The following is a 26,153-nucleotide window of genomic DNA, read 5'->3' as shown; positions in this document are numbered from 1 at the left end:
CCCCTCTCCCGCTTGCGGCTCGGTTGCGGGAGAGGCGGCCGGGGGGAGAGGGCGGCCGAGGCATGCGCCGGAGCCAGTCGAATCGCCGCGTAACTCGCCAGGGCGACCAGTCGAGTACACCAAGCCAGCAGCACCCCGACCGAATTCCTCCCCTCTCCGCACAGCTGTACCGTGCGGGGAGGGGCCGGGGGAGGGGCCCACGGGAACGCGGCTTGCCGCGCCGCCCTGCCCGGCCGGCACCCGCCGTCACCGGCCCGCACCCAACCACGCGACGCGCGATGCCCAACCTCCTGGCGAACGAAACCAGTCCGTACCTCCTGCAGCACCTGGACAACCCGGTAGACTGGTTTCCGTGGGGTCCCGAAGCGCTGGAGCGGGCGCGCGCCGATGATCGCCCCATCCTGCTGTCCGTGGGCTACTCGGCATGCCACTGGTGCCACGTGATGGAGCACGAGTCGTTCGAAGACCCGGCCACGGCCGCGATCATGAACGAGCACTACGTGAACATCAAGGTAGACCGCGAGGAGCGCCCCGACATCGACAGCATCTACATGAGCGCGGTGCAGCAGATGACGGGACACGGTGGATGGCCGATGACGGTGTTCATCACGCCCGGCGGCGCGCCCTTCTACGGCGGCACCTACTACCCGCCGGAGCCGCGCCACGGCCTGCCCTCGTTCCGACAGATCCTGCTGGCCGTGGCCGAGGCGTGGCGCGAGCGGCGCGCCGACGTGGACCAGAGCGCCGAGCACATGGCCGAGGCGCTGCGGCAAAGCGGAGAGCTGCGGGCCCCGGCGGGCACGCTCGACACCTCCATCCTGGACCGCGCCTTCCGATCGCTGGCCTCGCGCTTCGATTCCGCGTGGGGCGGCATGGCAGGCGCACCCAAGTTCCCGCAGCCGCTGACGCTGGAGTTCCTGCTGCGCACGTGGAAGCGCACGGGGAACGCGGACGCCATGCGCTTCCTGGACATGACGCTTCGGCGGATGGCGGCCGGCGGCATGTACGACCACGTGGGAGGCGGATTCGCGCGGTACAGCGTGGACGCGCACTGGCTGGTGCCGCACTTCGAAAAGATGCTGTACGACAACGCCCTGCTCGCGCGCCTGTACACGCACGCGTGGCAGGCCACGGGCGACGATGCACACCGCGCGGTGGCGGACGACGTCCTGGCCTGGGTGACGCGCGAGATGACCTCGCCCGAAGGCGGCTTCTACTCCGCGCTGGACGCCGACAGCGAGGGCGAGGAAGGCAAGTTCTACGTCTGGACGCCGGGCGAGATCGATTCCATCGTCGGTGCCGAGGACGGAGCGCTGGTCCGCGCCTACTACGGCGTGACGGAGGCGGGCAACTTCGAGGGCCACAACATCCTTCACGCCTGGCGCTCGATGGACGAGGTCGCCGCCGGGCAGGGCGTCAGCGTCGAGCGCCTGCAAGACGCGCTGGACCGCGCCCGTCCCCGCCTGTACGAAGAGCGGGCGAAGCGCGTGTGGCCCGGGCGCGACGACAAGGTGCTCACGTCGTGGAACGCCATGATGCTCCACGCCTTCGCCGAAGCCGCCCGCGCGTTCGAATCCCACGAGTACCGGCGGATCGCCGTCACCAGCGCGGAGTTCCTGGTGGGCCGCCTGCGGACGGAGGACGGCCGGCTGGCGCGCACGTACAAGGACAGCTGCGCCAAGATCCCCGGTTTTCTGGAAGACCACGCCCTGCTGGCCGAGGCCTTGGTCGCCGTCTACGAAACCACGTGGGACGAGCGCTGGCTGCGGGAAGCCCGCACGCTGGCGGACCAGGTGCTGCAGTCGTTCTGGGACGAGGAGCAGGGCGTTTTCTTCGACACGGCGGCGGACGCGGAGCCGCTGGTGATCCGCCCACGCGACCTGTTCGACAACGCCACCCCGTCCGGCAACTCGGCGGCGGTGAACGCGCTGCTGCGCCTGGCCGAGCTGGTGGGCGACGAGCGGTACTCGCGCTCGGCGCGGCAGGTGCTGGAGTCGCTGGCGGACACGATGGCCCGCGTGCCGGCCGGGTTCGGACACCTGCTCTCGGCACTGGACTTTCACCTGGCTACGCCGACGGAGGTGGCGTTCGTGGGCACGCCGGGGGAGGCGGATACGGACGCGCTGCTCCGCGTCGTCGGCCGCGCCTACCTGCCGAACACCGTCGCCGCCCTTCGCCGCGTGGACGGGGGCGGCGACGAGGAACTGATCCCGCTCCTGCGGGGTCGAACGGCGAGGGAGGGCCGCGCCACGGCGTACGTGTGCGAGCGATTCGCCTGCCAGCAGCCGGTGACGGAGCCGGCCGCGCTCGCCGCGCAGCTGGGCCTGAGGAGTGCGTGAGTGCGTTAGTGCGTTAGTGCGGAAGTGATTTCGGGCGCTTCATCGGGCACTTGCGCCCGTCCGGCCCCGACCGGCACTATGCGCGCTGCACCTCTGGCGCGGCGGAGTAGCAGCGTCGATCCGGTTGTGACCGTAGTTACCGTCTTCACCGTGGTTACCCAGATGCGCAAAGCCGTCCTGCTTACCGTCCTCGTGCTCGCCGCCTGCGCCCGTCCCGCGGCGTCTGACGCGGGCACGTCCGAGCCGCCCGCTTCGCCCGGTGGCGGCGCACCTTCTACCGGAGCCCGGCAAGTGAAGCTCGAATTCCAGCAGGGCCAGGGAGGCAGCGCCAGCGGGGGTGAGCAGGGCGCGACGGCCACCGCCGGGAGCGGCCAGATCGCCATCCGCGGCACCATGCAGACGCCCAACCCGTGCTACAAGCTTTCCGGCGAGCTGCAGCAGCAGGGGCAGACGCTGTCCGTTCGCGTCGTGGGCCAGGCAGACCCCGACGCCATGTGCATCCAGTCGATCGGGTCCGTCCCGTACACCGCCACGCTTCGCGACGTGGCACCCGGCACCTACACCGTCCGGGTGATGCACACCTATCCGGGCACCGGGTGGGACGCCGCCGCCGCCCTGGAGACCCAGGTCACCGTTCGCTGACGCGCCTATCCATCCCCTCGGCCCACACGACGATGTACGCAGCCCTGCGCCGCGCCTTCTTGCCCGTTTTCGCCACGGCGGCGTTCGTGCTCCCGTCGCGGGCCCAAGGCCCGGTTCCGCCCCCGCGCGGCAGCCCCGACCCGTTCACCCTGGCGGCCACGGCCGCGCCCGCGCCCATCTCCGCCCAGGAGCACGCGCGCCGGCGCCAGCAGCTGGCCGCGGGCATGGGCGACGGCGTGCTGGTGGCGCTCGGCGCGAGCGAGCCCGAGACGGACTATACGAGCTTCGCCCAGAACTCTCCCTTCCGCTACCTGACGGGGGTGAACGAGCCGGGGGCCGTGCTGGCCATCGTCAAGCGGGGCGGGCAGGTGACCGAGCACCTTTTCGTGCTGGCGCGCGACCCCTCGCGCGAGGTGTGGGAAGGGCCGCGGCTGGGGCCGGAGCGTGCGCAGGCGCTCACCGGCATCCCCACGCGCACGGTTCAGCAGATGCAGGAGGCGCTGCGCCCGGCGCTCAGCCAGGCAACCACGCTGTACACGCTCAGCCCGTTGAGCCCGGACGGCTCGCGGAGCGAGTTCCTGCGCCCGGACCAGCAGTACGCGCAGCGCCTGCGCGACCAGTACAAGAACCTGACGCGCGTCCAAGACCTGGGCAACGCCCTCTTCCGCATCCGCGCCGCCAAGACCCCGGCCGAGCTGGACCTGATCCGCCGCGCCGTGTACATCACCGTCCTGGCCCACCGCGAAGCCATGCGCGCCACGGAGCCGGGGATGAACGAGTTCGAGATCCACGGGCTGATCGAGGGCACCTTCCGCCGCTACGGCGCCGAGCGCCCCGGGTTCGGCAGCATCGTGGGCTCCGGCCCCAACAGCACCACGCTTCACTACCGCCAGGCCGACCGCTTCATGCAGGCGGGCGAAACGCTGGTGATGGACATCGGCGCCTCGTACGCGGGGTACACGGCGGACGTTACGCGCACCATTCCGGTCAGCGGGCGGTTCAGCCCGGAGCAGCGGCAGATCTACACCATCGTTCTCGACGCGCAGAAGGCGGGGGAGCGCGCGGCGCGCATCGGCCAGCCGCTGACGCGGGTGCAGCAGGCCGCCTTCCAGGTGGTGGCCAACGGGCTGGCGCGGCTGGGGCTCATCGAGTCGGCAGACGCCACCTACGAGTGCTCCGCGGGCAGCCAGTGCCCGCAAGCGGCGCTGTTCTTCATGCACGGCATCGGGCACGGCATCGGGCTCGACGTGCACGATCCCGATCCGTCGTACCCCAACTACGGCGGCGGCTTCAAGGTGGGAAGCGCGTTCACCATCGAGCCCGGCGTCTACATTCGCGCCGACGCCCTGGACTACCTTCCCGACACGCCGCGCAACCGGCAGCTGATCGACCGCATTCGCCCCAAGGTGCAGCAGTACCGCAACATCGGCGTGCGCATCGAGGACGACTACTTCTTTACCGAGGCCGGGCTGGAGCGGGTTACCGAGGGTGCGCCGCGCGAGATCGACGAGATCGAGGCGCTGATGGCCCAGGAGAGCTTCTGGAACCGCGAGCGCCGTCCGCAGGCGGTGGAGTGGTACCGGGCCGCCGTTCCCGCCACCACCACGCCCTGACCGCGGGCCGGGCAGGGTGACGGCCCGTCCCCCGCTCGCGGCCGCAGCCGCGTGCCTCCTGCTGGCGCTGGGCGGGTGCGCGCACGCCATGCCCGCGGCCCAGGCCGGGCCGCTGCTGGACGCGCTGTTCGCCCCGCCCACCGCCGCGGAGATCGCGGCGGTGAATGCCGAGTGGGCGGCGCGCGACACGCGGGTGCACGACTTCCGGGTGGAGCACGTCCGCCGCGAAGGTTCCGCCGGCCGGACCATGGTCGTTTCGCACGTGGTGGACGGGGCGCGGCACTACGGCGCGGTGCGTATTCCAGACGGCGCGGCCGGACCGCTTCCCGTGCTGGTCATTGGGCATGGGGGCGACAGCGGCGCCACGGGCTATCACTTCTTCCACTCCGGCCGGCTGGCCCGCGGGTTCGTGCAGGTGCTCCCGTCGTTCCCGTCCGAGACGCTGCGCCTGACGCCCTTTCGCGGCTGGCGATCCGGCGGCACGGCCAGCCCGTGGGACCGCGACGTTGACGACGCCATCGCGCTGCTGAACGCCGCGCTCGCACACGTCCCGGAAGCGGATAGTACGCGCATCGCCGCGTTCGGCCGCAGCCGCGGCGGTGGCGTGATGCTGCTGATGGCGATCCGCGACCCGCGCATCAAGGCGGTCGTCAGCGCCGTCGGGCCCACGGACTTCCTGCTTCCCGAGGTGCGCCGCCTGGCCGGCCGCGCGCTGGGCAGCCGCGTCGCACGCCTGCCCGGGGCCGGATACCTGGCGGACAGCGTGCTCTTTGCCCTGCGCGACGGACGCACCACGGTGCCGCAGGCCCGCATGCAGCTGCTGCGGCGCTCGCCCGCCTGGTTCGCGCACCGCCTTCCGCCCGCGCAGGGGCACTACGGCGCGCTCGACCCGAAAGTCTCGGTGGATCACGGCGACCGGCTGCACGCCGTGATGCGCGGCATGGGACGCGATACGGTTGCCTGGCAGTACCATCGCTATCCCCAGGGCCGCCATCGATATTCGTCGTTTCCCGGCGCGATGGCGCGCACGGAGGAATTCCTTGTCCGGGCCGTGAACTCGCCCCGGGTCCCGCGCTGACCGCTCATCTCCCCACATCCCGACCGATGAACTTCCCGATGTCCGCCGCCCACGCCCGGCGCGGAGCGCGCGCGTGAGCCGGTTCCGCTACTTCGGCGGTGTTGATTTTTCCGGCGCCAAGGAGCCGCTCTCCACGCTGTGGACGGCCGTCGGCGAGGAGCGCGACGGCAAGCTGTGCATCGTATCGCTCTGCCCGCAGCCCTTTCGCGCAGACCTGGTGTCGTTCGTGGCGGATGGATGGCGCAAGCACGCCGACGCGGGCGCGGAGGACGGAATCCTGTGGGGAGCCGACTTTCCGTTCGGGCTGCCGGTGGCGGTGATGAACGCCATCGAGGGGCTGCGCGAGCGGACCTGGCGCGGGGTGGCGTCGTGGGTGGCGGACCGGCCGCCGGAAGAGATCCGTGAGGGGTTGCCCGCCTTCCACAAGGCTCCGCGCGCGACGGACACCAACGGGGCGATGGCGCCGCTGGACCTGCGCCTGTACCGGCAGACGCTTGAGGGCATCCGCGTGCTGTGGGAACTGCGCGACGCGGCGGAGGTCTCCATCCTGCCGGTGGCGCCGCGGGCGGACGCTGGGACGGTGGTGATCGAGGTCTATCCGGCGGGCGCGGTGAAGGACCTGGGGATCAAGGGGTCGAAGGTGCCGTTCCGCCCGGGAGAGGTGCGGGCGCGGCCCGCGGCGTTCCGCCCGTTCTTTTCGTTCGACCACCCGTCGCTGGAAGCCATCGCCTGCACGCTGGAGGACGCGCGCGACGCGTGCCTGGCGTGCGTGGTGGCCTGGCTGTGCCGCGACGACCTGGACCAGCCGTTCCGCCTGGACCGCGTCCCGCGCCAGACCATCGAGACGGAGGGCTGGATCTACCGCCCACCCGCCGCGCTTGGGTGATCTGATGTGGATCCGAAATAGCGCGAAGGGCCGCATCGCCGCGGCCGCCAGCCTGTGTGTCCTGGTGGCATGCCAGGGCTCCGCGCCACGGGTGCGAACACCGTCGAACGTGGCGGGCGAGTACGTGCTGGTGGAACGGGACGGGAAACGGCTTCCGCACACGATGCGCCTGTCCGAACCTCGTGATACGTGCGACATGACGCTGATCCGCGATGTACTCGTTCTACGGGCGGAGGGCGAATTCGAGGGCGAGTTCGAATCCTACGTGCGGTGCGAGGGCCAGCCCCGCCCCGACAGCACGGACGCGCGCAGCTACGGTGGCACGTTTCGCCTGCACGGCGCACATGGCGATACGGTCGTGCTCGTGGAGAGGGGCCTCGAGTCCCGGGCGAGGCAAAGGGGCGTGCTCAAGGGAGACGAGTTGCGCGTGGAGTTCGAAGTGCTCACCGAGCCTCGCCGTACAATGCGTTTTCGCTACGTCCGGCAGAACGCGACGCGGTAGGCGCCCGGCGGCGTTCCCGCTGGCGAACGCGCAAAGGGCGCGGGGGATGGTCTCCCCTGCGCCCTGTTTTGTTCCGCACGGTGCTGGACATGGTGACAGGGGAATCTCCTCTCCTCGCCACGATCAACATATAGCACGCCCTGGGACTTGCGGCCAGCCCCGGGGAAGGCCGCAGGATTGCCGGGCCGAAATGTCCTCGGCCAAGGCTGACACCTGTGAATGGGAGGCGCGAAGATGACACACCACGCCGTGGTGATCGCGGGAGGCGGCCCGACGGGGCTGATGCTGGCTGGGGAGCTGGCGTTGGCGGGCGTCGACGTTGCCATCGTCGAGCGGCGCGCCAGCCAGGAGCTCGCCGGCTCGCGCGCGGGCGGCCTGCACGCACGCACCCTCGAAGTCCTGGATCAACGTGGAATCGCCGAACGCTTCCTGGCGGAGGGGCAAAAGGCCCAGGTCGCGGGGTTCGCCCAGATCCGGCTGGACATCAGCGACTTCCCCACTCGCCACAACTACGGCCTCGGGCTGTGGCAGAACCACATCGAGCGCATCCTGGCCGGCTGGGTCCACGAGTTGAAGGTGCCGGTCCACCGCGGATGTGAGGTGGTGGGCTTCACGCAGGACGACACCGGCGTGGACGTGGAGCTGGCCGACGGCCGGTCGATGCGGGCGGAATACCTCGTCGGGTGCGATGGAGGACGCAGCGTGGTCCGGAAGGCGGCGGGAATCGACTTCCCCGGGTGGGAGGCGACGACCAGCGCCCTGATCGCCCAGGTCCAGATGGCGCAGGAGCCCGAGCTCGGTATCCGCCACGACGCGCTCGGCGTCCACGCCTTGGGAAAGGTGGAGTATGAGATCCGGGACGGCGAGGTAGTCTACGGTGCCGGCGGAACGGTCAGTGTCATGCTGACCGAACGGCAGCCCGGGGCGAGCGGCGAACCCACGCTGCGCGACATTCGCGAGGCGCTGATCGGCGTCTATGGGACGGACTACGGCGTCCACAGCCCCACCTGGATCTCCAGGTTCACCGACATGGCCCGGCAGGCGGCCACCTACCGCGACCGGCGGGTGCTGCTGGCGGGCGACGCCGCGCACGTGCATAGCCCGGTGGGTGGGCAGGGCCTCAACACCGGTGTGCAGGATGCGGTGAACCTGGGATGGAAGCTGGCCCAGGTGGTCAAGCGGACCTCGCCGGAAAGCCTCCTGGATACCTACCATGCCGAGCGGCACCCGGTCGCCGCCCGCGTGCTGCGCAACACGATGGCGCAGGTGGCGCTGCTCCGCCCGGACGACCGCAGCAAAGCCGCGCGCGAGGCCATGGCCGAGCTCCTTGCCATGGACGAGCCGCGCCGCCGGCTCGCCGCGGAGATGTCCGGGCTGGGCATCCGCTACGACCTTGGCGATGGACACCCGCTGCTCGGCCGGCGAATGCCCGACCTGGACCTGGCCACCGCCGACGGCCCGGTTCGAGTCTTCGCGCTGCTGCACCGTGCCCGGCCGGTGCTCCTCAATCTGGGTGAGCCCGGCGGATTGGACATCACCCCGTGGGCGGATCACGTCCAATCGATCGACGCCCGGTACGATGGCCCGTGGGAGCTTCCGGCGATCGGGGCGGTCACGGCACCCGCCGCGGTATTGATCCGGCCTGACGGATACGTGGCATGGACGGGAGACCGGACCCAGGCGGGGCTCGCCGAGGCGCTGACGACCTGGTTCGGACTGCCCGCGGCGTAGCGCACCGGTCTCGACGAGGTTCGACGGGCTTGGGCGCATGCCTTGGGAGCCCCCTCCCCCCGGCCCTCATCCCCCGCTGCGCAGGGGAGGGGGAGACCTGAAACGCGCTCCGGCTGACTCTAGCGCATGCCGCGGCCGCCCCCCTCTCCCGGCCTCTCCCCCATAAACCCCATGGGGGAGAGGAGAATTCGATGCGACACCGCTGGCCTGGTGCATCGAACTGGCTCCCTTCCCCCGCGCAGTTTGCGGGGGAAGGGCTGGGGGTGGGGGGCGCCGGCCCGAGCACCGGGCCTGCCTGGTCGCACAACGGACCGAAGTGTACCCCCTCTCCCACGCTGTTTGTGGGAGAGGGTGGACGAGCCTAAGCGAGGACGGGTGAGGGCCCCACGGCAGCCGAGGCCTCGGATTCGGCGACCGCTGCCGCGCCCCAGTTTGTACGTGTCCGCGGCGAGATCCTTCGGCCCGCGTAGAATGAGGTACGCGTAGAATGAGGTACGGGCCAGTACGGTGCGCCTGGGCCTCAGGATGACAGGCTGTGGCTGTGAACGATAGAAACCGCGCCGGGACGATGCCTCGTCCCGGCGCGGTTTCGGTGTAGAGCGGGCCGAAGCTAGATCTTCGCCGCCGTGGGCGCCGCACCAGGGGCGCGCAGGTCCTTGCGGATGATCTTGCCGATGGGGCTCTTGGGCAGCTCGCTGCGGAACTCCACCTGGCGCGGCACCTTGTACGCCGCCAGCGACTCGCGGCAGTGCTTGATCAGCGCCTCCTCGGTCAACGCCGCGTCCTTCTTGACCACGAAGGCCTTGACCGCCTCGCCCGAGTGCTCGTCGGGCACGCCGATCACCGCCACCTCCAGCACGCCCGGGTGCCCGGCCGCCACCTCTTCCACCTCGTTGGGATACACGTTGAAGCCGCTGACCAGGATCATGTCCTTCTTGCGGTCGACGATCTTGAAGTACCCGTCCTCGTCCATCAGCGCCACGTCGCCCGTGAACAGCCATCCGTCGCGCAGCACCTTGGCCGTTTCTTCCGGCCGCTGCCAGTAGCCCAGCATCACCTGGTCGCCCTTGCAGATCAGCTCGCCCGGCTGCCCCAGCGGCACGTCCACGCCCGACTCGTCCACGCAGCGCACCCAGGTGGAGGGAAGCGGAATGCCGATCGTTCCTTCCTTGACCTTGTGCACGGGGTTGAAGCTGACCACCGGCGACGCCTCGGTCAGGCCGTAGCCCTCTACCACGGGCGTGCCGACGACCTCCTGCCAGCGCTTCGCGACCGATCCGTGAAGCGCCATCCCGCCGGCCACGGACAGCTTGAGCTTGGGCGGGCTCTGCCGGAACCACTCCTCGTTGGCCAGGGCGTTGAACAGCGTGTTCACCCCCGAGAACCACGAGATCTTGTACTTCGCCAGCGGCTTCTGGAGGTTGGAGGGCGGCCGCGGGCTGGGGATCAGCACGTTGTGCCCGCCGATCTGGTAGAAGAGCAGCAGGTTGACGGTGAACGCGAAGATGTGGTACAGCGGAAGCGCCGTCAGGATGGATTCCGTCCCCGCCTTCAGGTACTCGGCGTTCATCTCGATCATCTGGGCCGTGTTCGCAAGCAGGTTGCGGTGCGAAAGCATGGCCCCCTTCGAGACGCCCGTGGTGCCGCCCGTGTACTGCAGCGCCGCCAGGTCATCCAGGTTCACCCCGTCCAGGTACTTCCGCGTGTCCGTCCCCGACGCCAGCGCCGCCCGGCCCGCCTTGAGCGCCGCCTGGAAGGTGGTGTGCGGGACCGTCGTGGGCGGAAGCTGCTTCTTGGCGTACTTGAGCACCGCGCGGATCAGCGTGCCCTGCAGCGCCGAGAACCACTCGGTGATGCGCACGGTGACCACCGTTTCCACCTTCGTCTTCGGCAGCACGGGGGGAAGGCGGTCGGCGAACAGGTCACTGATCACCAGCACCCGGGCCCCCGAGTCGCTGAACTGGTGCACCATCTCCGGCGGCGTGTACAGCGGGTTGGTGTTCACCGCCACGCACCCGGCCTTGAGCACGCCGAACAGCACCACGGGGTAGGCCAGCGAGTTGGGCATCTGGATGGCCACCCGGTCGCCCGCCTTCAGCTTCAGCGTTTCGCGCAGGTAGGCCGCGAACTCGTCGGAAAAGCGCTCCGTCTGCTCGTACGTAAGCACGCCCGCCATGCCGTTGGGCATCACCTGCGTGAACGCGGGCGTGGCGGCGTAGCGGGCGGACTGCTGCCGCACCATGTCGGGCAGGTGCTTGTACGGGATGGGGCCGATGTCGGGCGTGGAGCCGGGCGCGTAGTGCGAAACCCACGGACGGTCGCTCATTCCTGCCTCCTGAGGGGTGAGAAGGCTGCTGCCCCGGGTGGCTGGGGGCCAATCCCTCCTAGCTTACACCAAACCCACTGCTGGCGCCAGACGGACGTACGTTCGCAAATGAGCACCTACTCAGGACGGAGCGCGCGACGGGTCTCTGAACAGCAGTTTCACGCAGAGGACGCGGAGGGGAAAAGAGAGGACGCAGAGGACAGCCACGGGCCCCCTGCGTCCTCTCCGTTTTCTCTGCGTCCTCTGCGTGAAACGTTTTTTCTCTGCGCTCGTCCGGGTACGGTCCCTGCAAACGGTCCCGCTCCCGAATTTCGCCAACACGCACTCCGAGCGGGAGTTACGAACCATGCTGGACCGCGATCCGATGTCCGGGCCCAAGGTGTCGAAGAAGGACACCGACCAGCCGTACCCCGGCACCGACCAGGACATGAAGCCGGCCGCCGACCACGGGGAAGAGAGCTACACCGGCTGCGGAAAGCTCGAAGGGCTGGCCGCCGTGATCACCGGCGGCGACAGCGGCATCGGGCGGGCCGTAGCCATCGCGTTCGCCAAGGAAGGCGCCGACGTCGCCATCAGCTACCTGAGCGAGGACGAAGACGAGGACGCGCAGGAGACGAAGCGGCAGGTAGAGGCCGCGGGCCGGCGCTGCCTGGTCCAGCGGATGGACGTGCGCGAACGACAGGCGTGCTTCGACTTCGTGCAGGCCGCGGCCAAGGAGTTCGGCCGGCTCGACGTGCTGGTGAACAACGCCGCGTACCAGATGGAGCAGCCGTCCATCCACGAAATCACCGAAGAGCAGCTGGACCGTACCTTCCGCACCAACATCTTCGGCTACATCTACATGGCCCAGGCCGCGCTGAAGCACATGAAGGCGGGGGCCTGCATCATCAACACCGGGTCGATCACGGCCATGGAGGGCAACGTCGGGCTCATCGACTACTCGGCTACCAAGGGCGCCATCCACACCTTCACCAAGACGCTGGCGCAGGCCATCTCCGACGACGGCATCCGCGTGAACTGCGTGGCGCCCGGCCCCGTGTGGACGCCGCTGATCCCGGCCACCCTGGAGCCGGAGCACGTGGCGAAGTTCGGGGAGGACACCATGTGGAAGCGCCCCGCGCAGCCGGTGGAGATCGCCACGGCGTACGTGTACCTGGCCTCGTCGGACGCGCGCTACATCTCGGGCGAGGTAATCGCCATCACCGGCAAGACGAGCACGCGCTGATGGCCCGCATCGGCTACCACGCCAGCCACGAGCAGTACGCGCCCAGCCGCCTGCTGAAGTACGTTCAGCAGGCGGAGCAGGCCGGCTTCCAGAGCGGCATGTCGTCGGACCACTTTCACCCCTGGGGCGAGGGCCAGGGGCACAGCGGGTTCGCATGGAGCTGGCTGGGCGCGGCGCTGCAGGCCTCGTCGCTCTCGTTCGGCGTGGTCACCGTGCCGGGGGGATGGCGGTACAACCCCGCGATCATCGCGCAGGCCTCGGCCACGCTGGCGGAGATGTTCCCCGGCCGGTTCTGGATCGCCCCCGGCAGCGGCGAGCAGTTGAACGAGGGGATCGTGGGCGAGCGCTGGCCCCCCAAGGCCGAGCGCAACGCGCGGCTGCGGGAAGCGATCGACATCGTCCGCGCATTGTGGGCGGGGGAGACGGTGACGCACCGCGGGCTCGTCGTCGTGGAAGAGGCCAAGCTGTACTCGCGACCCGCGGAGCCGCCGAAGATCATCGGCCCGGCGCTCTCGCCCGAGACGGCGGAGTGGATGGGCGGCTGGGCCGACGGGCTGGTGACCGTCGTCGGCCCGCGCGAATCGATGCAGAAGATGATCGACGCGTTCCGCCGCGGGGGCGGCGAGGGCAAGCCCATCTTCCTGCAGGCGCAGCTGTCGTTCGCGCGGACGGAGGAAGAGGCGACCCGTGGCGCGTGGGAGCAGTGGAAGACGGTAAAGCTGCCCAGCCCCGTGCTTTCCGACCTGCGGCTTCCCGCGCAGTTCGACGCCGCGGGCGAAAGCGTGCGCCCCGAGGACATGAAGGAAAAGATGCGCGTCTCCGCCGACGTGGAGCAGCACCTGGCCTGGCTGGCGGAAGACGTGGAGATGGGGTTCGAGGAGATCAACCTCCACTGCGTGCACCGCGAGCAGCAGGAGCGCTTCATCGAGGTGTTCGGCGAGCGCGTGCTGCCGCAGCTGGCGAAGACGGGATGAGCGACGGGCGGGAGGGGGCCGCGGCGGCGCCGCTGGTCGCGGGCGGGAACGGGAGCGAGCCGCGCTGGTGGCAGCGCGGAGTGATCTACCAGATCTATCCGCGCTCGTTCCAGGACAGCAACGGCGACGGGGTGGGCGACCTCCCGGGCATCCTGCGGCGGCTGGACTACCTGAAGTGGCTGGGTGCCGACGCGGTGTGGATCAGCCCGTTCTACCCCTCGCCCATGCGCGACTTCGGCTACGACGTCACCGACCACGAGGCGGTCGACAAGGTGTTCGGCAGCGTCGTCGACTTCGACGCGGTGGTCCGCGAGGCGCACGCGCGCGGAATCCGGGTGATCCTGGACTTCATCCCCAACCACACCTCCAACCGCCACCCCTGGTTCCTGGAGTCGCGGCTGTCGCGCGAGGCGCCGCGCCGCGACTGGTACATCTGGCGAGACCCCGCGCCCGGCGGCGGCCCGCCCAACAACTGGCGAAGCGCGTTCGGCGGCAGCGCGTGGGAGTGGGATTCGCACACGCGGCAGTACTACCTGCACACCTTTCTGCGCGAGCAGCCGGACCTCAACTGGCGCAGCCCGGCCGTGGAGCGCGCGATGCACCACGTCGTGCGCTTCTGGCTGGACCGCGGCGCCGACGGCCTGCGGGTGGATGCCGTGCAGAAGGTGATCAAGGACCCCCTGTTCCGCGACGATCCACCCAATCCCGCGTACGTGGAGGGCACCGACGACCCGTACGATGCGCTGCTGCACGAGCACTCGTCGGACCAGCCGGAAATCCACGACGTGATCGAGCGGATGCGCGCCGTGGTGGATGGATACGGCGGCGACCGCGTGATGATCGGCGAGATCTACAACGAGGTGGAGCGGATCGTCACCTACTACGGCCGCGACGGGCGCGGGGTGCACTTTCCCTACAACTTCCAGCTGATCAAGCTGCCCTGGGACGCGCGGGTGATCGACGGGGCGATCCGGCGGTACGAATCGCTGCTACCCCCCGGCGCGTGGCCCAACTGGGTGCTGGGCAACCACGACCGCGCCCGCGTGGCCACCCGCGTAGGCCCGGCGCAGGCGCGCGTGGCGGCCATGCTGCTGCTCACCCTGCGCGGCACGCCGACCATCTACTACGGCGACGAGCTGGGGATGCGGAACGTCGACATCACACCCGAGCGCGTGCAGGACCCGTGGGAGAAGAACCTCCCCGGCCGTGGCCTGGGGCGCGACCCCGTCCGCACGCCCATGCAGTGGGACGGTTCGCGCAACGCGGGCTTTTCCGAGGTAGAGCCGTGGCTCCCCATCTCATCCGACTGCTCGCGCGTGAACGTGCGCGCGCAGGAACGCGACCCCGCCTCCATGCTGACCCTTCACCGCGCCCTCCTGGCGCTGCGCCGACGCGAGCCCGCGCTGTCCGTCGGCGACTGGGCGCCGGTGGCGGCGGAGGGGAGCGTGCTCGCCTTTACCCGTTCGCACGGCGGCACGCGCTTCCTGGTCGCGCTGAACCTGGGCCCCGAGCCGGCGTCGCTGCGCGTCGGGGGACCGGGAACGGTGGAGCTGGGGACGCTGCCGGGAAGCGAAGGGCAACCGGTCGACCGCACCCTCCACCTCCGCGGCGACGATGGCGTAATCGTGCGGTTGACGTAGGTGCCCCTGACGGAAACAGCCCGGTCGTCACGCGTGACAACTGGGCCGTTTCCTGTTTCCATGCGGCTCCCGCCATCGCGAGGCTCTCCCCCGGCACGCGATCGCCTGCGGACAACCTGATCTTCCCAAGCTTCCTTACTTCTCCTCGTCCTTTCACGCCGCAGGAGGCAGATCTACGCTCTTTTTCGACCCCTTCACACTCCCGCGAAGGCACATACATTAGACCGGCATGTCCACTTCAGGAGGTGAAACGATGCAGAAGAAGCCGCAGCTTCGGACGGTGTTGAAGGGGGAAGAAACTGGCCGTGTCGATCGAGACGAGGCACGAGCCGCGATCACCCGCATACGTGCTGCGAAAGAGGCCGCGCTCATCGCAAAGAGGCAGCGGAAGCGGAAGCGCAGGGGGGCGGCTTCTGCGGATGAGAAGCGGGGCAGCTCCCGTGACGTGGCAGCTTCGTGATCTGTCATGTCAGAGCACTCGTACGAGCGGAGCATCTTCATCAACTGCCCGTTCGACCGTGACTACCAACCTCTTTTCCGTGCGCTCACGTTCGCGGTGCACGACTGCGGATTCATCGCGCGGTGCGCCCTCGAAGCGGATGACGGCGGCGAGGTGCGTATCGCTAAGATCCAGCGCATCATTCGCGATTCGCAGCACGGGATCCACGACATTTCGCGAACGGAACTCGACATCGCGACGGGGTTGCCCCGGTTCAACATGCCCTTCGAACTGGGGCTCTTCCTGGGCGCCCGGGAGTTCGGGGCAGGGCAACAGAAGAAAAAGCGCGCCCTGATTCTGGACCGTGAGCGATACCGCTACCAGAAATTTTGCTCCGACATCTCCGGGCAGGACATCAAGGCTCACGAGGGGAGCCCACAGAAAGCGATCCGAGCGGTGAGAAACTGGCTGATCACCGCACTGGCCGGCAACGAACTCCTGCTCTCAACCGCGACGATTGCCAACCGCTACGAGGAATTTACCGCCGATCTCCCCGACATCTGCGAGGAACTGCTGCTGGATGTAGACGACTTGCAGTTTGTGGAGTTGCGAGCGCTCGCCGAGGAGTGGGTGTTGCTGACACCTGCCTCCGTACCGGCGCAACCCTGATTGGGGCTGGGGCGAGAACCGTCAGCTACAACCGTGGTGTGTCTCATCCGCTACTGTAGCCGTTGTGTCGGGCGGCGGGAGCGGGTAGGGGGGACGCGCGGGCGGGCGTGGTGCGTCCGGCCGAAAGTGCTCGCGGGCTTGCTGCCGCAACTCCTCGATGCGCCGCTGCAGCTCGCGCACTCTCGCTCGCGCGATGGCGATGCGGAGGTTCGTCTCGTCGGTCGGGCACATGGGGCGCGACGACGCCAGCGCCATGCCCCCTTCCGGAACACACCAGCCACCCCGCGGAGCCGTGGCGAGAGATCCCCGCCGGCTTCGCTCCGAACGCGTCCCGCCGTCCGCCCGCCCGCTCGCCAAGACTTACTCGTCCGCGGATTCCTTCTCGTGGCGCGAGCGCGGCGGCGGGATGACGAGCACCTTGTCGATGCGGTTGCCGTCCATGTCCACCACCTCCATGCGGTGGCCCTCGCTCGTGAAGTGGTCGCCCGGGCGGGGAACGTGGCCCAGCGTGGTGAAGATGAAGCCGCCGACCGTGCGGTACTCGCGGTCGTCGTCCCGGCGCTCGGGCAGGTCCATGGCCTCGCGGAACTCGTCGATGGAAAGCGACGCATCCACCAGCACCGACCCGTCGTCGCGCCGCACGATGGCCGGCATGGCCGCGCTCCCCGCCATGTCGCCCGTGATCTCCTCGAGCACGTTGTTCAGCGTCACCAGCCCCTCCGTGCCGCCGTACTCGTTCACCACCACGGCCAGGTGCACGCCCGACTCACGGAACAGCTCCAGCACGCGGAGCGCGCGCGTGCTCTCGGGGACGAACAGCGGCTGCTTGAGGTAGGCGCGAAGGTCGTCCACCGGCTGGCCCGAAAGCCCGGCCGCCCACAGGTCCTTGGCCTCGACGATCCCCAGCACGCGGTCCAGCTCCCCGTCGCAGAGCACGTAGCGCGTGAGCGGGTGCGCCACCATGCGGGCGCGGTTTGCCTCCGGCGTGTCGTTCACGTCCAGCCACTTCACCCGGTGGCGCGGGGTCATCAGGTTCACCACGCGCTGGTCGCCCAGCCAGAACACACGCTCCACCAAGTCCTGCTCTTCTTCGTCGAACACCCCCGCCTGCGTGCCCTGCTCCAGCAGCACGTTGATCTCGGCCTCGGTCACCGGCGGCTCGTCGGATTCCTTCAGCCGCAGCATGCGCATCACCAGGCCGGTGGACCCGGTGAGCACCCATACCAGCGGCGAGGCGATGCGCGACAGCACGTTCATGGGCCCGGCCACCATCGCGGCGATGCGCTCGGGATGGTTCAGGCCGATCTGCTTGGGCACCAGCTCGCCGATGATCAGCGAAAAGTAGGTGATGCCCAGCACGACGAGGGTGATGGCCAGCCCCTGGGCGTACGGCGCGAACGTGGGATAGCCCTTGAGCGTCTCGGCCAGCGGCTCGGCGATGCGCGCGCCGCCGAAGGCACCCGCCAGCGTGCCGACCAGGGTGATGCCCACCTGCACCGTCGCCAGGAAGCGCTCCGGGGTTTCGGCCAGCTCCAGCGCGCGCCGCGCCGCCGCGTCGCCCTTTTCGGCGCGCTGCTGAAGCCGCGTCTTGCGCGCGGAAACCACGGCGATCTCGCTCATGGCGAACACGCCGTTGGCCACCAGCAGCAGCAGGACGAAGCCGATCTCGGTGCCGATACCCATCAGGTGGAAGCCAAGGGGATGGTGAAATGGAAGGTGCTGCCCTGGCCGGGCTCGCTCTCGGCCCAGACCTGGCCGCCGTGGCCCTCGACGATGGACCGCGAGATGGCCAGCCCCAGCCCCGCGCCGGCGCCGCGCCCGCGCTGCGCCTGCCAGAAGCGGTCGAACAGCCGCGGCAGGTGGTCGCGCTCGATCCCCGGGCCCGTGTCGCGCACGAAGAACCGCACGACCCCCGCGCCCTGCACGGCGCCGATCTCCACCGATCCGCCCGCCGGCGTAAACTTCAGCGCGTTGCCCACCAGGTTGCTGAACAGCTGCAGCACGCGCCCGTAGTCCGCCGACACGGGGGGGAGGCCGTCGGACGTGTGGCAGGTGAGCGAAACCCCGCGCTCCCCCGCCAGTGGGCCGAACATCTCTTCGGCGGCGGTGGTCAGCACCCCGGGCACGATGGGGCGCCGCTGCATGGGCATTTCGCCGCTCTCGAACGCCGCCACTTCCACCAGGTCCTGCACCAGGGCGTTCATCTGCTCGGCCGAGCGGCGGATGACGCCCACCTGCTTCCGGTCGCGCTCGTCCAGGCGCCCGCTGCCGAACTCGTCGAGCACCGTGGCCGCCAGCATCACCGCGTTGATGGGGTTGCGGAGGTCGTGCGACACCACCGCCACCACCTCTTCGCGCGCCCGCACCGCCTGCCGCGCCTCCTGGTACAGCCGCGCGTTCTCCACCGCCAGCGCCGCGCGCCGGGCCACCTCCTCCGCCACGGCCAGGTCGCCCACATCGTACGGGGAGCCGCCGGTGCAGGCCAGCGAGATGGTGCCCAGCGTTTCGCCCTTGGCGCGGATGGGCACCACCATGGCCGACGACAGGCCGAGCGCGACCAGCATCTCGCGGTGCTCGGGCCCGGTGCACATCCGGTCGAGCAGGCCGTCGTTCACGTCGGCCGCCAGCTCGGGCCGGCCCGTGCGCAGCGCCTGCACCACGGGATGGGTGGGCGACTCCGGGTCTACCGGAAAGTGCCGCAGCATTCCACGCACCATCTCTTCGCGCGCGGGGTCGGCGTGCGCCACGCCCAGCGCCCGCGCCGAGCTCCCGCCCTCGCGCACGTGGACGATGCAGTAGTCGGCCAGGGTGCCGGCGCACACGCGGGCCACCTGCTGCACCACGTCGCGGTACTCCAGCGACGACGACAGCACCTCGCCCACCTCGGCCAGAAAGCGGTCCGTCTCCTCGGCCTTGAGCGCCCCGGTGACATCCGTAAAGGTGAGGACGGCCGCCACGATCTCGCCGCCCGGGCCGTGCACGGGCGCGGAGCTGCACCGCAGCACGACCTCGGCACCGTCCTGGCGGCGAATGCGGAAGTCCTCGTCCACCACCGTTTCGCCGTCCAGGAGCGAGCGGGCCAGGGGATAGCTGATCGTGGAGACGGGGCGCCCCTGGGCGTTCAGCGCGCCGTAGCCCTCGGCGTACTCCACCAGGTTCACCCCGTGCGTGGGCGGGTGGCCCAGGATGGCCTCGGCCGCGGCGTTATGGCGGACGATCCGGCCCTGGGTTGCCTCGGCGATCACCACGCCGCTGGGCATCTGCCCGATCACCGCCTCCAGGAACCCGCGCTCGCGCTCGGCGGCCTCGTGCGCGGCCTCTTCGCGGACCAGGGCCCGCTGGCTTTCCTCCGCCCGCAGGCGCTCGCTGACGTCGCGAAGAATCCAGCGCAGCGCCGTGATGTTCCCGCTGTCGTCGTGCACGGCGGTGACGGTGCACGAAACGTCCACTGCCTCTTCTGTGCGCCGGGGGCGCAGGCGCACCTCCCAGTCGTCCACGCGGCCCAGCTGCACGGCCTGCAGCAGGCGTGAGCGGAAGTCGCGCCGGGCCTCGACGACCACGAACACGCCCAGCGGCTTTCCCTGCAGGCGGGCGGGCGGCACGTTCAGCAGCGCCGAGGCCGCGAAGTTGGCCTCGCGGATGGCGCCTTCGGGGGTGGTGACCAGGTAGGCGTCGGGAGCCTGCTGAAACAGCTCCAGGTAGCGCAGGCGCTCGGCCTCGACGTCGCCCTGGGCGGCGATCAGCTGCTCGTTCTGCACGCGGAGCTCTTCTTCGCCGACGTGCAGCTCCTCGATCAGCGTGAGCATCGATTCCAGCGCCTCGTCCATCAGGGCGTCGGGCACCCCGCCCTCCCCGGACGCGCGGGCGCGGAGGTCGTCCAGCATCCGGCGCGACGCGCGGACCTGCTTTCCGGCCCACTCGTCCGGCCGCACGTCGTCTGCCTCCGGGCGCGCCATCGTCTCAGCCGACCTGCGCGGGGCGCTCTTCCACCACGATCACCGCGCCGCGCACCTCCTGGCCCGCCGCGGTCAGAGGGGTGACGGTCACCTCGCAGGTGATGGCGCGTCCGCGGCGGTTCACCGCGTCCAGCATCAGCGTCTCGCCCTCGGAGCGCGCGTCCAGCACGGCGCGCAGGACGCCCTTCATCCGCTCCACCGGCAGGCCGATGTCCAGGTGAAGAAAGGGCTGGTCCTGCACCTCGTCGGGCCGCAGCCCCCACAGCTGTGCCATCCGGTCGTTCCACAGCCGTACCAGCATCTCGCGGTCGAGCACCACCACGCCGGCGCGAAGGCTGGCGAGCACCGAGGCCAGGTACACGTTCGACTGCTCCAGCGCCTCGCTGCGGCGCTGCACCTCGTCGTTCAGCGTTTCCATCTCCTCGTTGGTGGACTGGAGCTCCTCGTTCATGGTCTCCAGCTCTTCGTTCGTGCTCTGCAGCTCCTCGTTGGTCGTTTCCAGCTCCTCGATGGTGCTCTGCAGCTCCTCGTTGGTCGTTTCCAGCTCCTCGTTGGTGCTCTGCAGCTCCTCGAACGCCGTTTCCAGCGCCTGGTTGGCGTGCTCCACCTCGGCCTGCAGGCGCGTGTGGCGGGTGACGTCTATGAAGGAGACGGAAACCCCCAGCGGGGCGGCGTCGGCGCTGCCCAGCGGGCACACCTGCACGTCGAAGCTGCGCACCTCGCCATCCGGCCCCGGCTGCTCGATGCCGCTCAGGTACACGGGGTGGCGCTCCGCCAGCACCTGGTCGATGCGCGACCGCAGCTCCACCGGCCGGTACGACACGCGCAGGTCCTGCAGCGGACGTCCCAGGTCGGCGGCGCCAAGGGCGAACAGCTTGCGCGCCGCCTCGTTGGCCAGCAGCAGGTCGCCCCCCGGCCCCACCACCAGCTGCGCGGAGGGAAGGGCGTCCAGGGCCGCGTCGCGCAGCTCCAGCTGCTGCGCCGTGGGAGAGGTGCGCTGCGGCCCCGCGCCGCCTCGCCCCAGCATGAACAGCCGCTCGCGGATGCCGGACGGGGCCCTGCGGAAGATGCGCGCGCCCAGGTTGGCCGGCGCGAACAGGCTGGCGTGCGCGCGGATCATCTCCGCCCGGCCCAGGAACAGCAGCCCCTCGGGCTGCAGGGCGAAGTGGAAGCGCGCGAGGATGCGGCCCTGCACCTCGGAGTTGAAGTACATTAGCACGTTGCGGCACACCAGCAGGTCCAGGTGCGACATGGGCGCGTCCTGGGCCAGGTCGTGCCGCCCGAAGATCACCTGGCGCCGCAGGTCGCTGCGGAACGTCCATCGCCCGGCCGTGGGCTCGAAGTACTTTTCGCGGAACCCCTCGGGAAGCCCTTCCAGCTCCTTTTCGGCGTACGCCGCGTGCCGGGCTTCCGTCAGCGCCTCGTTGTCGAGGTCGGTGGCGTACACCTTCACCTGGTGGCGGAAGGCCTCGACGCCCATGGCCTCGGCCAGCAGCATCACCAGCGTGTACGTTTCCTGGCCGGTGGCGCACCCCGCGCTCCAGATGCGGATGGGCTGCCCCCCCTGCTTGCGGTCCAGCAGCGCGGGAATGAAGTCGTCGCGAAGCGCGGCCCACGCCTCCTCGTCGCGGAAGAACGAGGTGACGTTGATGAGGATGGTGTTGAACAGCGCCTCGAACTCGCCCGGGTGAACCTCCAGGTAATCCCGGTACGCCGGATAGCCCTGCACCCCCACCGTCTGCATGCGCTTGTCTACGCGCCGCTGCAGCGTGGTGCGCTTGTAACCGGAAAAGTCGAAGCTCCGCATGTCCCGTAGGAACACCAGCAGTTCCTCGAACTCGGGGTGCGTCGGGGGTGCCGTGGCCGTCATCCGTGCGGGTGGTTCAAGTTGTGGAGCAGGGCCATCAGGCGCGGGGCGATCTCGGCCAGGGGGAGCACTTCGTCCACTCCCCCGGCCAGCGAGGCGGCGCCGGGCATGCCGTATTCCTCGGACGTACCCTGGTCCTGTGCCAGCACCGTGCCGCCGCCGCGACGAACCTGCACGCTGCCGACGGCCCCGTCCTGGCCGCGTCCCGTGAGCACCACCGCGATCACCGGCTCCCCCGCCGTGGCCAGCGAACGCAGAAGCACGTCGGCGGAGGGACGCGAAAAAGCCTCCGGCGGTGCGTCGCTGAGCGCCAGCGTCCGGGCGGCGGTGATTTCCAGGTGGCGCCCGGGCGGGGCCACGTACACGTGCCCCGCCGCCAGCGTGGCGCCGGCGACAGCCTCGCGAACGCACAGTGGCGTGCGCTCTTCCAGGATGTGCGCCAGCTGGCTGGCCCGCGCCGGCTCCAGGTGCTGAAGCACCAGCACCGCTGCGGGAAAATCCGCCGGCAGCGCGCCCAGCACCTCGCTGAACGCCTGCAGTCCTCCCATAGACGCGACCAGCGCGACTACCGGAACCCGGGGCGAGGGGTGGGTCATCCAGGTCTGCTGGCGGGGGAGACGCTTCGCAATGACCGAAAGTGTGCGGAGTCGGAGTGCGCCGCGATCGGGCGATCGGGCGCGTGCTGTCCGGGACGGGTATGATGGCAAGGTGCGCCGCGGCGTACCAATTGTCAACTGGCGGCACGGGGTCAGGATCGCCGCACGGGTCTTGCGGTTCCGGATGAGAAAAGCGGGCGCGGTGCCCGTAAGTGGCTGACGAAGCGCTTCAAAGGGAACAGCGGGTGGCTGAACGCGACATCGTGGTGATCGGGGCATCGGCGGGCGGGGTGGAGGCGGTGGCGACCCTGGCCGGGGCGCTGCCGAAGGACCTTGCCGCCGCGGTGTTCGTGGTGGTGCACTTTCCCGCGCACGCCACCAGCGTGCTGCCGCGCATCATCTCGCGGCGTGGCGGGTTGCGGGCCGAGCACGCGGTAGACGGCGCGCCCATTGTGCCGGGATGTGTGTACGTGGCCCCGCCCGACCGCCACCTGCTGGTGGAGCGCGGGCACATGCGGCTGGTGCGCGGCCCGCGCGAGAACAACGCGCGGCCGGCGGTGGACCCGCTGTTCCGCAGCGCGGCGCGCGCGTATGGCGCCCGGGTGATCGGCGTGGTGCTCACCGGCAACCTGGACGACGGCACGGCGGGGCTGATGTCCATCCGGTCGGCGGGCGGGCTGACGGTGGTGCAGAGCCCCGACGACGCGCTGTACCCGGGCATGCCCACCAGCGCCATCGCCAACGTCGACGTAGAGAACGTGCTGCCGCTGCCGGAGATCGCCGCGCTGCTGGCGGCGCGGGTGGGGGAGCCGGTACAGGACCAGGAGGAGGGCGCCGTGGCGCGGAAGCAGGCGGACGAGGTGGGGATCTCGGAGATGCGGCGCGAGAGCATGGAGGCCGAGCGGGCAGGCGTGCCGTCGGGGTTCGCCTGCCCCGAGTGCAGCGGGGTGCTCTGGGAAACGGCTGACGACGGCCTGCCGCGGTTCCGCTGCCGGGTGGGGCATGCGTACTCCATCGAAAGCCTGCTGGCCGGCCAAGGCACCGCGCTGGACGCGGCGCTGTGGGCCGCCTACCGCGCGCTGGAGGAGCGGGCGGCGCTGACGGAGCGGATGGCGGAGCGGATGCGCGAGCGGGGACAGGGCCGGCTGGCGGAGCGGTTCTCGGAGCAGACCACCGAAACGCGCGTCCGCGCGGACCTCATCCGCCGCGTGCTGCTGACCGCCCCGGAAGAGATTCCCTTCGTGGAGCCGGAGCCCGAGCGCAGCGCGTCGGACTGAAGGAAGACCGCACCGCGGCCTGTCATCCCGAGCCCCAGGCGCACGAAACCTACCCACACACCATACCTCGCGGGGCGAAGGATCCAGCCGCGGACACGTACCAGCCAGGGCGCGGGAGCGGCCACGGCAGCCGGGGCCTCGGCTGCCGTGGGGCCCTCACCCCGCCGCGCTGACACGCGTGCGACCCTCTCCCACAAACAGCGTGGGAGAGGGGGTACACTTCGGGGCTTGGTGCGCGTGCAACGGGCGGAGCGTCCGACCCGGCCCGGTCTCGGCGGTTGAAACCGCGTCTGGAACGTCACGAAGTCCGCCTTCGCGGACTGCACGCGCACACGGGTGCGCGAGGCCAGTCGCAGCGCAGTCGAATTCTCCCTTTCCCCCGCTTGCGGGGGAGAGGGCCGGGGAGAGAGGGCTGCCAGGGGCATGCGCCCGGGGCGCCCGAAGTGCACGGTTCCCCTCCCTGTGTTCCCCGCCCCGTGCTCCAGAGCCAGCCGAGGCGCGATTCAGGTCTCCCCCTCCCCTGCGCAGCGGGGGAAGGGGGCCGGGGGGAGGGGGCTCCCAAGACATGCGCGATTGCCGGTGGAAAACGCGACCTCCGCACTAACGCACTCCCGCACTCACGCACTTCCGTTCACAAAAAACCGGCCCCCGCGACGTTCGCGGGGGCCGGCTCGTCCGTTCGCCGGGTGCCTCAGTGGCTGCCCTGGCCCTTGAGCACCATGTCCGGGTACCCGTTGTCGGGGTCGCCGCCGCGCTTCAGCACGCGGTCTACCGTGCCGGGGCCGCGGTTGTACGCCAGCAGCGCCAGCTTGGTGTCGCCGTCGTACTTCTTGATCAGGTCGTTCAGGTACTTGAACCCGATCCGCAGGTTGGTGCGCGAGTCGCGAAGGTCGCGGATGGTGACGTCCTTCTGCAGCCAGCGCGCCGTCGCCGGCATCAGCTGCGTGAGGCCGATGGCGCCCACGTGGCTGGTCGCCGCGTTCTTGAACGAGCTCTCGGTGCGCACCAGCCCGAACGCGATGTCCGGGTCGATGTTCTCCTCGAGCGCGATGTCGTAGATGTCTTCCGCGAGCTCGCGGCTGACGTTGTACGACTTGAACGCTTCCAGCTTCTGCTCGATCACCTGGTCGCGCGCGCCCACCTGCTTGTCGGCCACCTCGAGCCGCGCCTCGCGCCACGCCTGCCCCACCGCGCCGTCGTTCAGTACCTTGGGGGCGGCGATCTGCGGGATCACCGAAAGCTGCCGCTCGTGCGACGGGTCGGTGCGCATTTCGTTGGCGCGGGCGATGGCCAGCGGCGTCGCCGTGCCCACCACGCCCAGCCCCATCACGCCGTACCTGACCGCCTTGCTGCCGCGCACGCGCTCGTAGGCGCTGCCCCCGCGGCGGCGCGGAAGGAGCACGCCGCCGCTTACGCGCTGGTCCGTGCTCGTGCCGTTGATGCGGGGGTCGCCGGCGCCGTCGAACGACCGGCGGTAGCGTGCGGGAAGCTGGGGTGCGGCCTCGGCAGCGGGAAAGCGCCTCCGGGCGCGGCCCACCGGGTGCACCGGGTCCTGGCTGGTACGCTGCCAGGGGGGCGTGGGGCGCTTTCTCGAAGTGTGCATCGGCGGCTCTCCTGCTTCTGGTTCTCGCCCGGCGGCCTGTCCCTCATGCGCGCCCGGCAGGCCTCTCGATCGGTGCAGGGTCCGTGCCACCCGGACAAACGTTTGTGTCCACCCGGGACGGTTGCGGGAACGCGGAACCTTGTGCATTGTAAGGGCGTAGCAATCCGCGCGGCACCCGCTTCCGCCTGCCGGCACCCCCCCGCGAGGGCGCATGACCTCTCCCGCTCGGTTCCTCCTGTTCGTGATGCTGGTGATCGTGGGCGTAAAGGCCTCCGAGCAGCTGTACGGCTACGTGGCCTTTCGCGACGAGCGCACGCAGGTGAAGGCGCTGCGGACGCAGCTGGGCGGGGCGGCCCAGGAGCTGGTGGCGGTGCGCACCCGCATGGACAGCCTGCACCGCGACATCGACGCGCAGGACGCGGAGCTCACCCGCGAGCTGGCCGGCCTTCACCGCTTTCAGCGGCAGGCGCGGCACCGGCAGCTGCCCCCGGCCCTGTACGAGTCGTACATGGCCGCGCTGCAGGAGTACAACCTTCACGTGGAATCGCGGAACCTGGTGCACCGCGAGTGGCAGCAGCTGGCGGCCCGCCGCGACGGCCTGGCGTTCCGCTACGACTCGCTGGCCGACAGCATCCACTCGCTCGCGGTGCGCATGGGCCAGCCCTACTACCAGGTTCCCAGCCCGCTCGAAGCCGCCGCCGAATACGCGCACTGACCGAGTTTCAAGACCAGTTTCACGCAGAGGACGCAGAGGGGACCGAGAGGACGCAGAGAACTCAACGAGCCCTCT

The 26,153-nt window shown here is 70.1% G+C and carries 19 protein-coding genes; 13 read left to right on the top strand and 6 right to left on the bottom strand.

The window, feature by feature from the left end:
- The first annotated feature begins 278 nt into the window (after positions 1-278).
- The 7 genes from VGB24_RS11735 (at position 279) to VGB24_RS11705 (ending at position 8,791) form a co-directional block, all read left to right on the top strand.
- Complete coding sequence (locus VGB24_RS11735) at positions 279-2,339, top strand: thioredoxin domain-containing protein (RefSeq protein ID WP_331073134.1); 2,061 nt, start codon at positions 279-281, stop codon at positions 2,337-2,339.
- A 291-nt stretch (positions 2,340-2,630) separates the two neighbouring features.
- Entirely contained in the window at positions 2,631-2,981 is a 351-nt protein-coding gene (locus VGB24_RS11730; protein ID WP_331073133.1) for a hypothetical protein, read from the top strand.
- A 32-nt stretch (positions 2,982-3,013) separates the two neighbouring features.
- Positions 3,014-4,594 (top strand): aminopeptidase P N-terminal domain-containing protein, encoded by a 1,581-nt coding sequence (locus VGB24_RS11725; protein ID WP_331073132.1) that lies wholly within the window; start codon positions 3,014-3,016, stop codon positions 4,592-4,594.
- 16 nt (positions 4,595-4,610) lie between these two features.
- On the top strand, positions 4,611-5,672 hold the full coding sequence (locus VGB24_RS11720) for an alpha/beta hydrolase family protein (protein ID WP_331073131.1): 1,062 nt from the start codon (positions 4,611-4,613) through the stop codon (positions 5,670-5,672).
- Between the two features lie 73 nt (positions 5,673-5,745).
- Positions 5,746-6,558 carry a DUF429 domain-containing protein gene (locus tag VGB24_RS11715; RefSeq protein ID WP_331073130.1) on the top strand — a complete coding sequence of 271 codons (813 nt, stop codon included), beginning with the start codon at positions 5,746-5,748 and terminating at the stop codon, positions 6,556-6,558.
- 4 nt (positions 6,559-6,562) lie between these two features.
- A complete protein-coding gene (locus VGB24_RS11710) occupies positions 6,563-7,060 on the top strand; it encodes a hypothetical protein (protein ID WP_331073129.1) in 498 nt (165 codons plus the stop codon).
- Between the two features lie 234 nt (positions 7,061-7,294).
- Complete coding sequence (locus VGB24_RS11705; protein WP_331073128.1) at positions 7,295-8,791, top strand: FAD-dependent monooxygenase; 1,497 nt, start codon at positions 7,295-7,297, stop codon at positions 8,789-8,791.
- Positions 8,792-9,401: 610 nt separating this feature from the next.
- Here VGB24_RS11705 and VGB24_RS11700 read toward each other — a convergent pair.
- On the bottom strand, positions 9,402-11,117 hold the full coding sequence (locus VGB24_RS11700; RefSeq protein WP_331073127.1) for an AMP-binding protein: 1,716 nt from the start codon (positions 11,115-11,117) through the stop codon (positions 9,402-9,404).
- Between the two features lie 346 nt (positions 11,118-11,463).
- Between VGB24_RS11700 and VGB24_RS11695 the strand changes: the two genes are divergently transcribed.
- From VGB24_RS11695 to VGB24_RS11680, 4 genes are all read left to right on the top strand, one after another.
- A complete protein-coding gene (locus tag VGB24_RS11695) occupies positions 11,464-12,342 on the top strand; it encodes an SDR family oxidoreductase (RefSeq protein ID WP_331073126.1) in 879 nt (292 codons plus the stop codon).
- Complete coding sequence (locus tag VGB24_RS11690) at positions 12,342-13,316, top strand: TIGR03885 family FMN-dependent LLM class oxidoreductase (RefSeq protein WP_331073125.1); 975 nt, start codon at positions 12,342-12,344, stop codon at positions 13,314-13,316. The genes VGB24_RS11695 and VGB24_RS11690 overlap by 1 nt, the downstream gene beginning before the upstream one ends.
- Positions 13,313-14,956, top strand: a complete 1,644-nt coding sequence (locus tag VGB24_RS11685; protein WP_331073124.1) for an alpha-amylase family glycosyl hydrolase — start codon at positions 13,313-13,315, stop codon at positions 14,954-14,956. Before VGB24_RS11690 ends, VGB24_RS11685 begins: the two co-directional genes overlap by 4 nt.
- Positions 14,957-15,422: 466 nt before the next feature.
- The gene (locus VGB24_RS11680) at positions 15,423-16,064 is read left to right on the top strand and encodes a hypothetical protein (RefSeq protein WP_331073123.1); all 642 of its coding nucleotides are present in this window, start codon (positions 15,423-15,425) and stop codon (positions 16,062-16,064) included.
- A gap of 360 nt (positions 16,065-16,424) precedes the next feature.
- On the opposite strand, the gene VGB24_RS11675 is transcribed toward VGB24_RS11680, so the two are convergent.
- From VGB24_RS11675 to VGB24_RS11660, 4 genes are read right to left on the bottom strand one after another with little or no spacing between them, the layout of a single operon-like run.
- On the bottom strand, positions 16,425-17,747 hold the full coding sequence (locus VGB24_RS11675) for a hemolysin family protein (RefSeq protein WP_331073122.1): 1,323 nt from the start codon (positions 17,745-17,747) through the stop codon (positions 16,425-16,427).
- Positions 17,747-20,020, bottom strand: coding sequence for a PAS domain-containing sensor histidine kinase (locus tag VGB24_RS11670; RefSeq protein WP_331073121.1), 2,274 nt, complete (start codon positions 20,018-20,020; stop codon positions 17,747-17,749). Before VGB24_RS11670 ends, VGB24_RS11675 begins: the two co-directional genes overlap by 1 nt.
- A gap of 4 nt (positions 20,021-20,024) precedes the next feature.
- Positions 20,025-21,890, bottom strand: a complete 1,866-nt coding sequence (locus VGB24_RS11665) for a CheR family methyltransferase (protein ID WP_331073120.1) — start codon at positions 21,888-21,890, stop codon at positions 20,025-20,027.
- Positions 21,887-22,483: a chemotaxis protein CheB gene (locus VGB24_RS11660; protein WP_331073119.1), complete on the bottom strand. Its 597-nt coding sequence runs from the start codon at positions 22,481-22,483 to the stop codon at positions 21,887-21,889. Before VGB24_RS11660 ends, VGB24_RS11665 begins: the two co-directional genes overlap by 4 nt.
- 245 nt (positions 22,484-22,728) lie before the next feature.
- On the opposite strand from VGB24_RS11660, the gene VGB24_RS11655 reads away from it, so the two are divergent.
- Positions 22,729-23,760 carry a chemotaxis protein CheB gene (locus tag VGB24_RS11655; protein WP_331073118.1) on the top strand — a complete coding sequence of 344 codons (1,032 nt, stop codon included), beginning with the start codon at positions 22,729-22,731 and terminating at the stop codon, positions 23,758-23,760.
- A 691-nt stretch (positions 23,761-24,451) separates the two neighbouring features.
- Here the strand turns inward: VGB24_RS11655 and VGB24_RS11650 are convergent.
- Positions 24,452-25,363: a lytic transglycosylase domain-containing protein gene (locus tag VGB24_RS11650; RefSeq protein ID WP_331073117.1), complete on the bottom strand. Its 912-nt coding sequence runs from the start codon at positions 25,361-25,363 to the stop codon at positions 24,452-24,454.
- A gap of 211 nt (positions 25,364-25,574) precedes the next feature.
- Between VGB24_RS11650 and VGB24_RS11645 the strand changes: the two genes are divergently transcribed.
- Positions 25,575-26,078 carry a hypothetical protein gene (locus VGB24_RS11645; protein ID WP_331073116.1) on the top strand — a complete coding sequence of 168 codons (504 nt, stop codon included), beginning with the start codon at positions 25,575-25,577 and terminating at the stop codon, positions 26,076-26,078.
- The last annotated feature ends 75 nt before the right edge of the window (positions 26,079-26,153 follow it).

Origin of the sequence: Longimicrobium sp., from assembly GCF_036399935.1 — a bacterium.
Classification (GTDB): domain Bacteria; phylum Gemmatimonadota; class Gemmatimonadetes; order Longimicrobiales; family Longimicrobiaceae; genus Longimicrobium.
The sequence above is the reverse complement of the archived record's forward strand: the minus strand, read 5'-3'. Positions and strand labels throughout refer to the sequence as shown.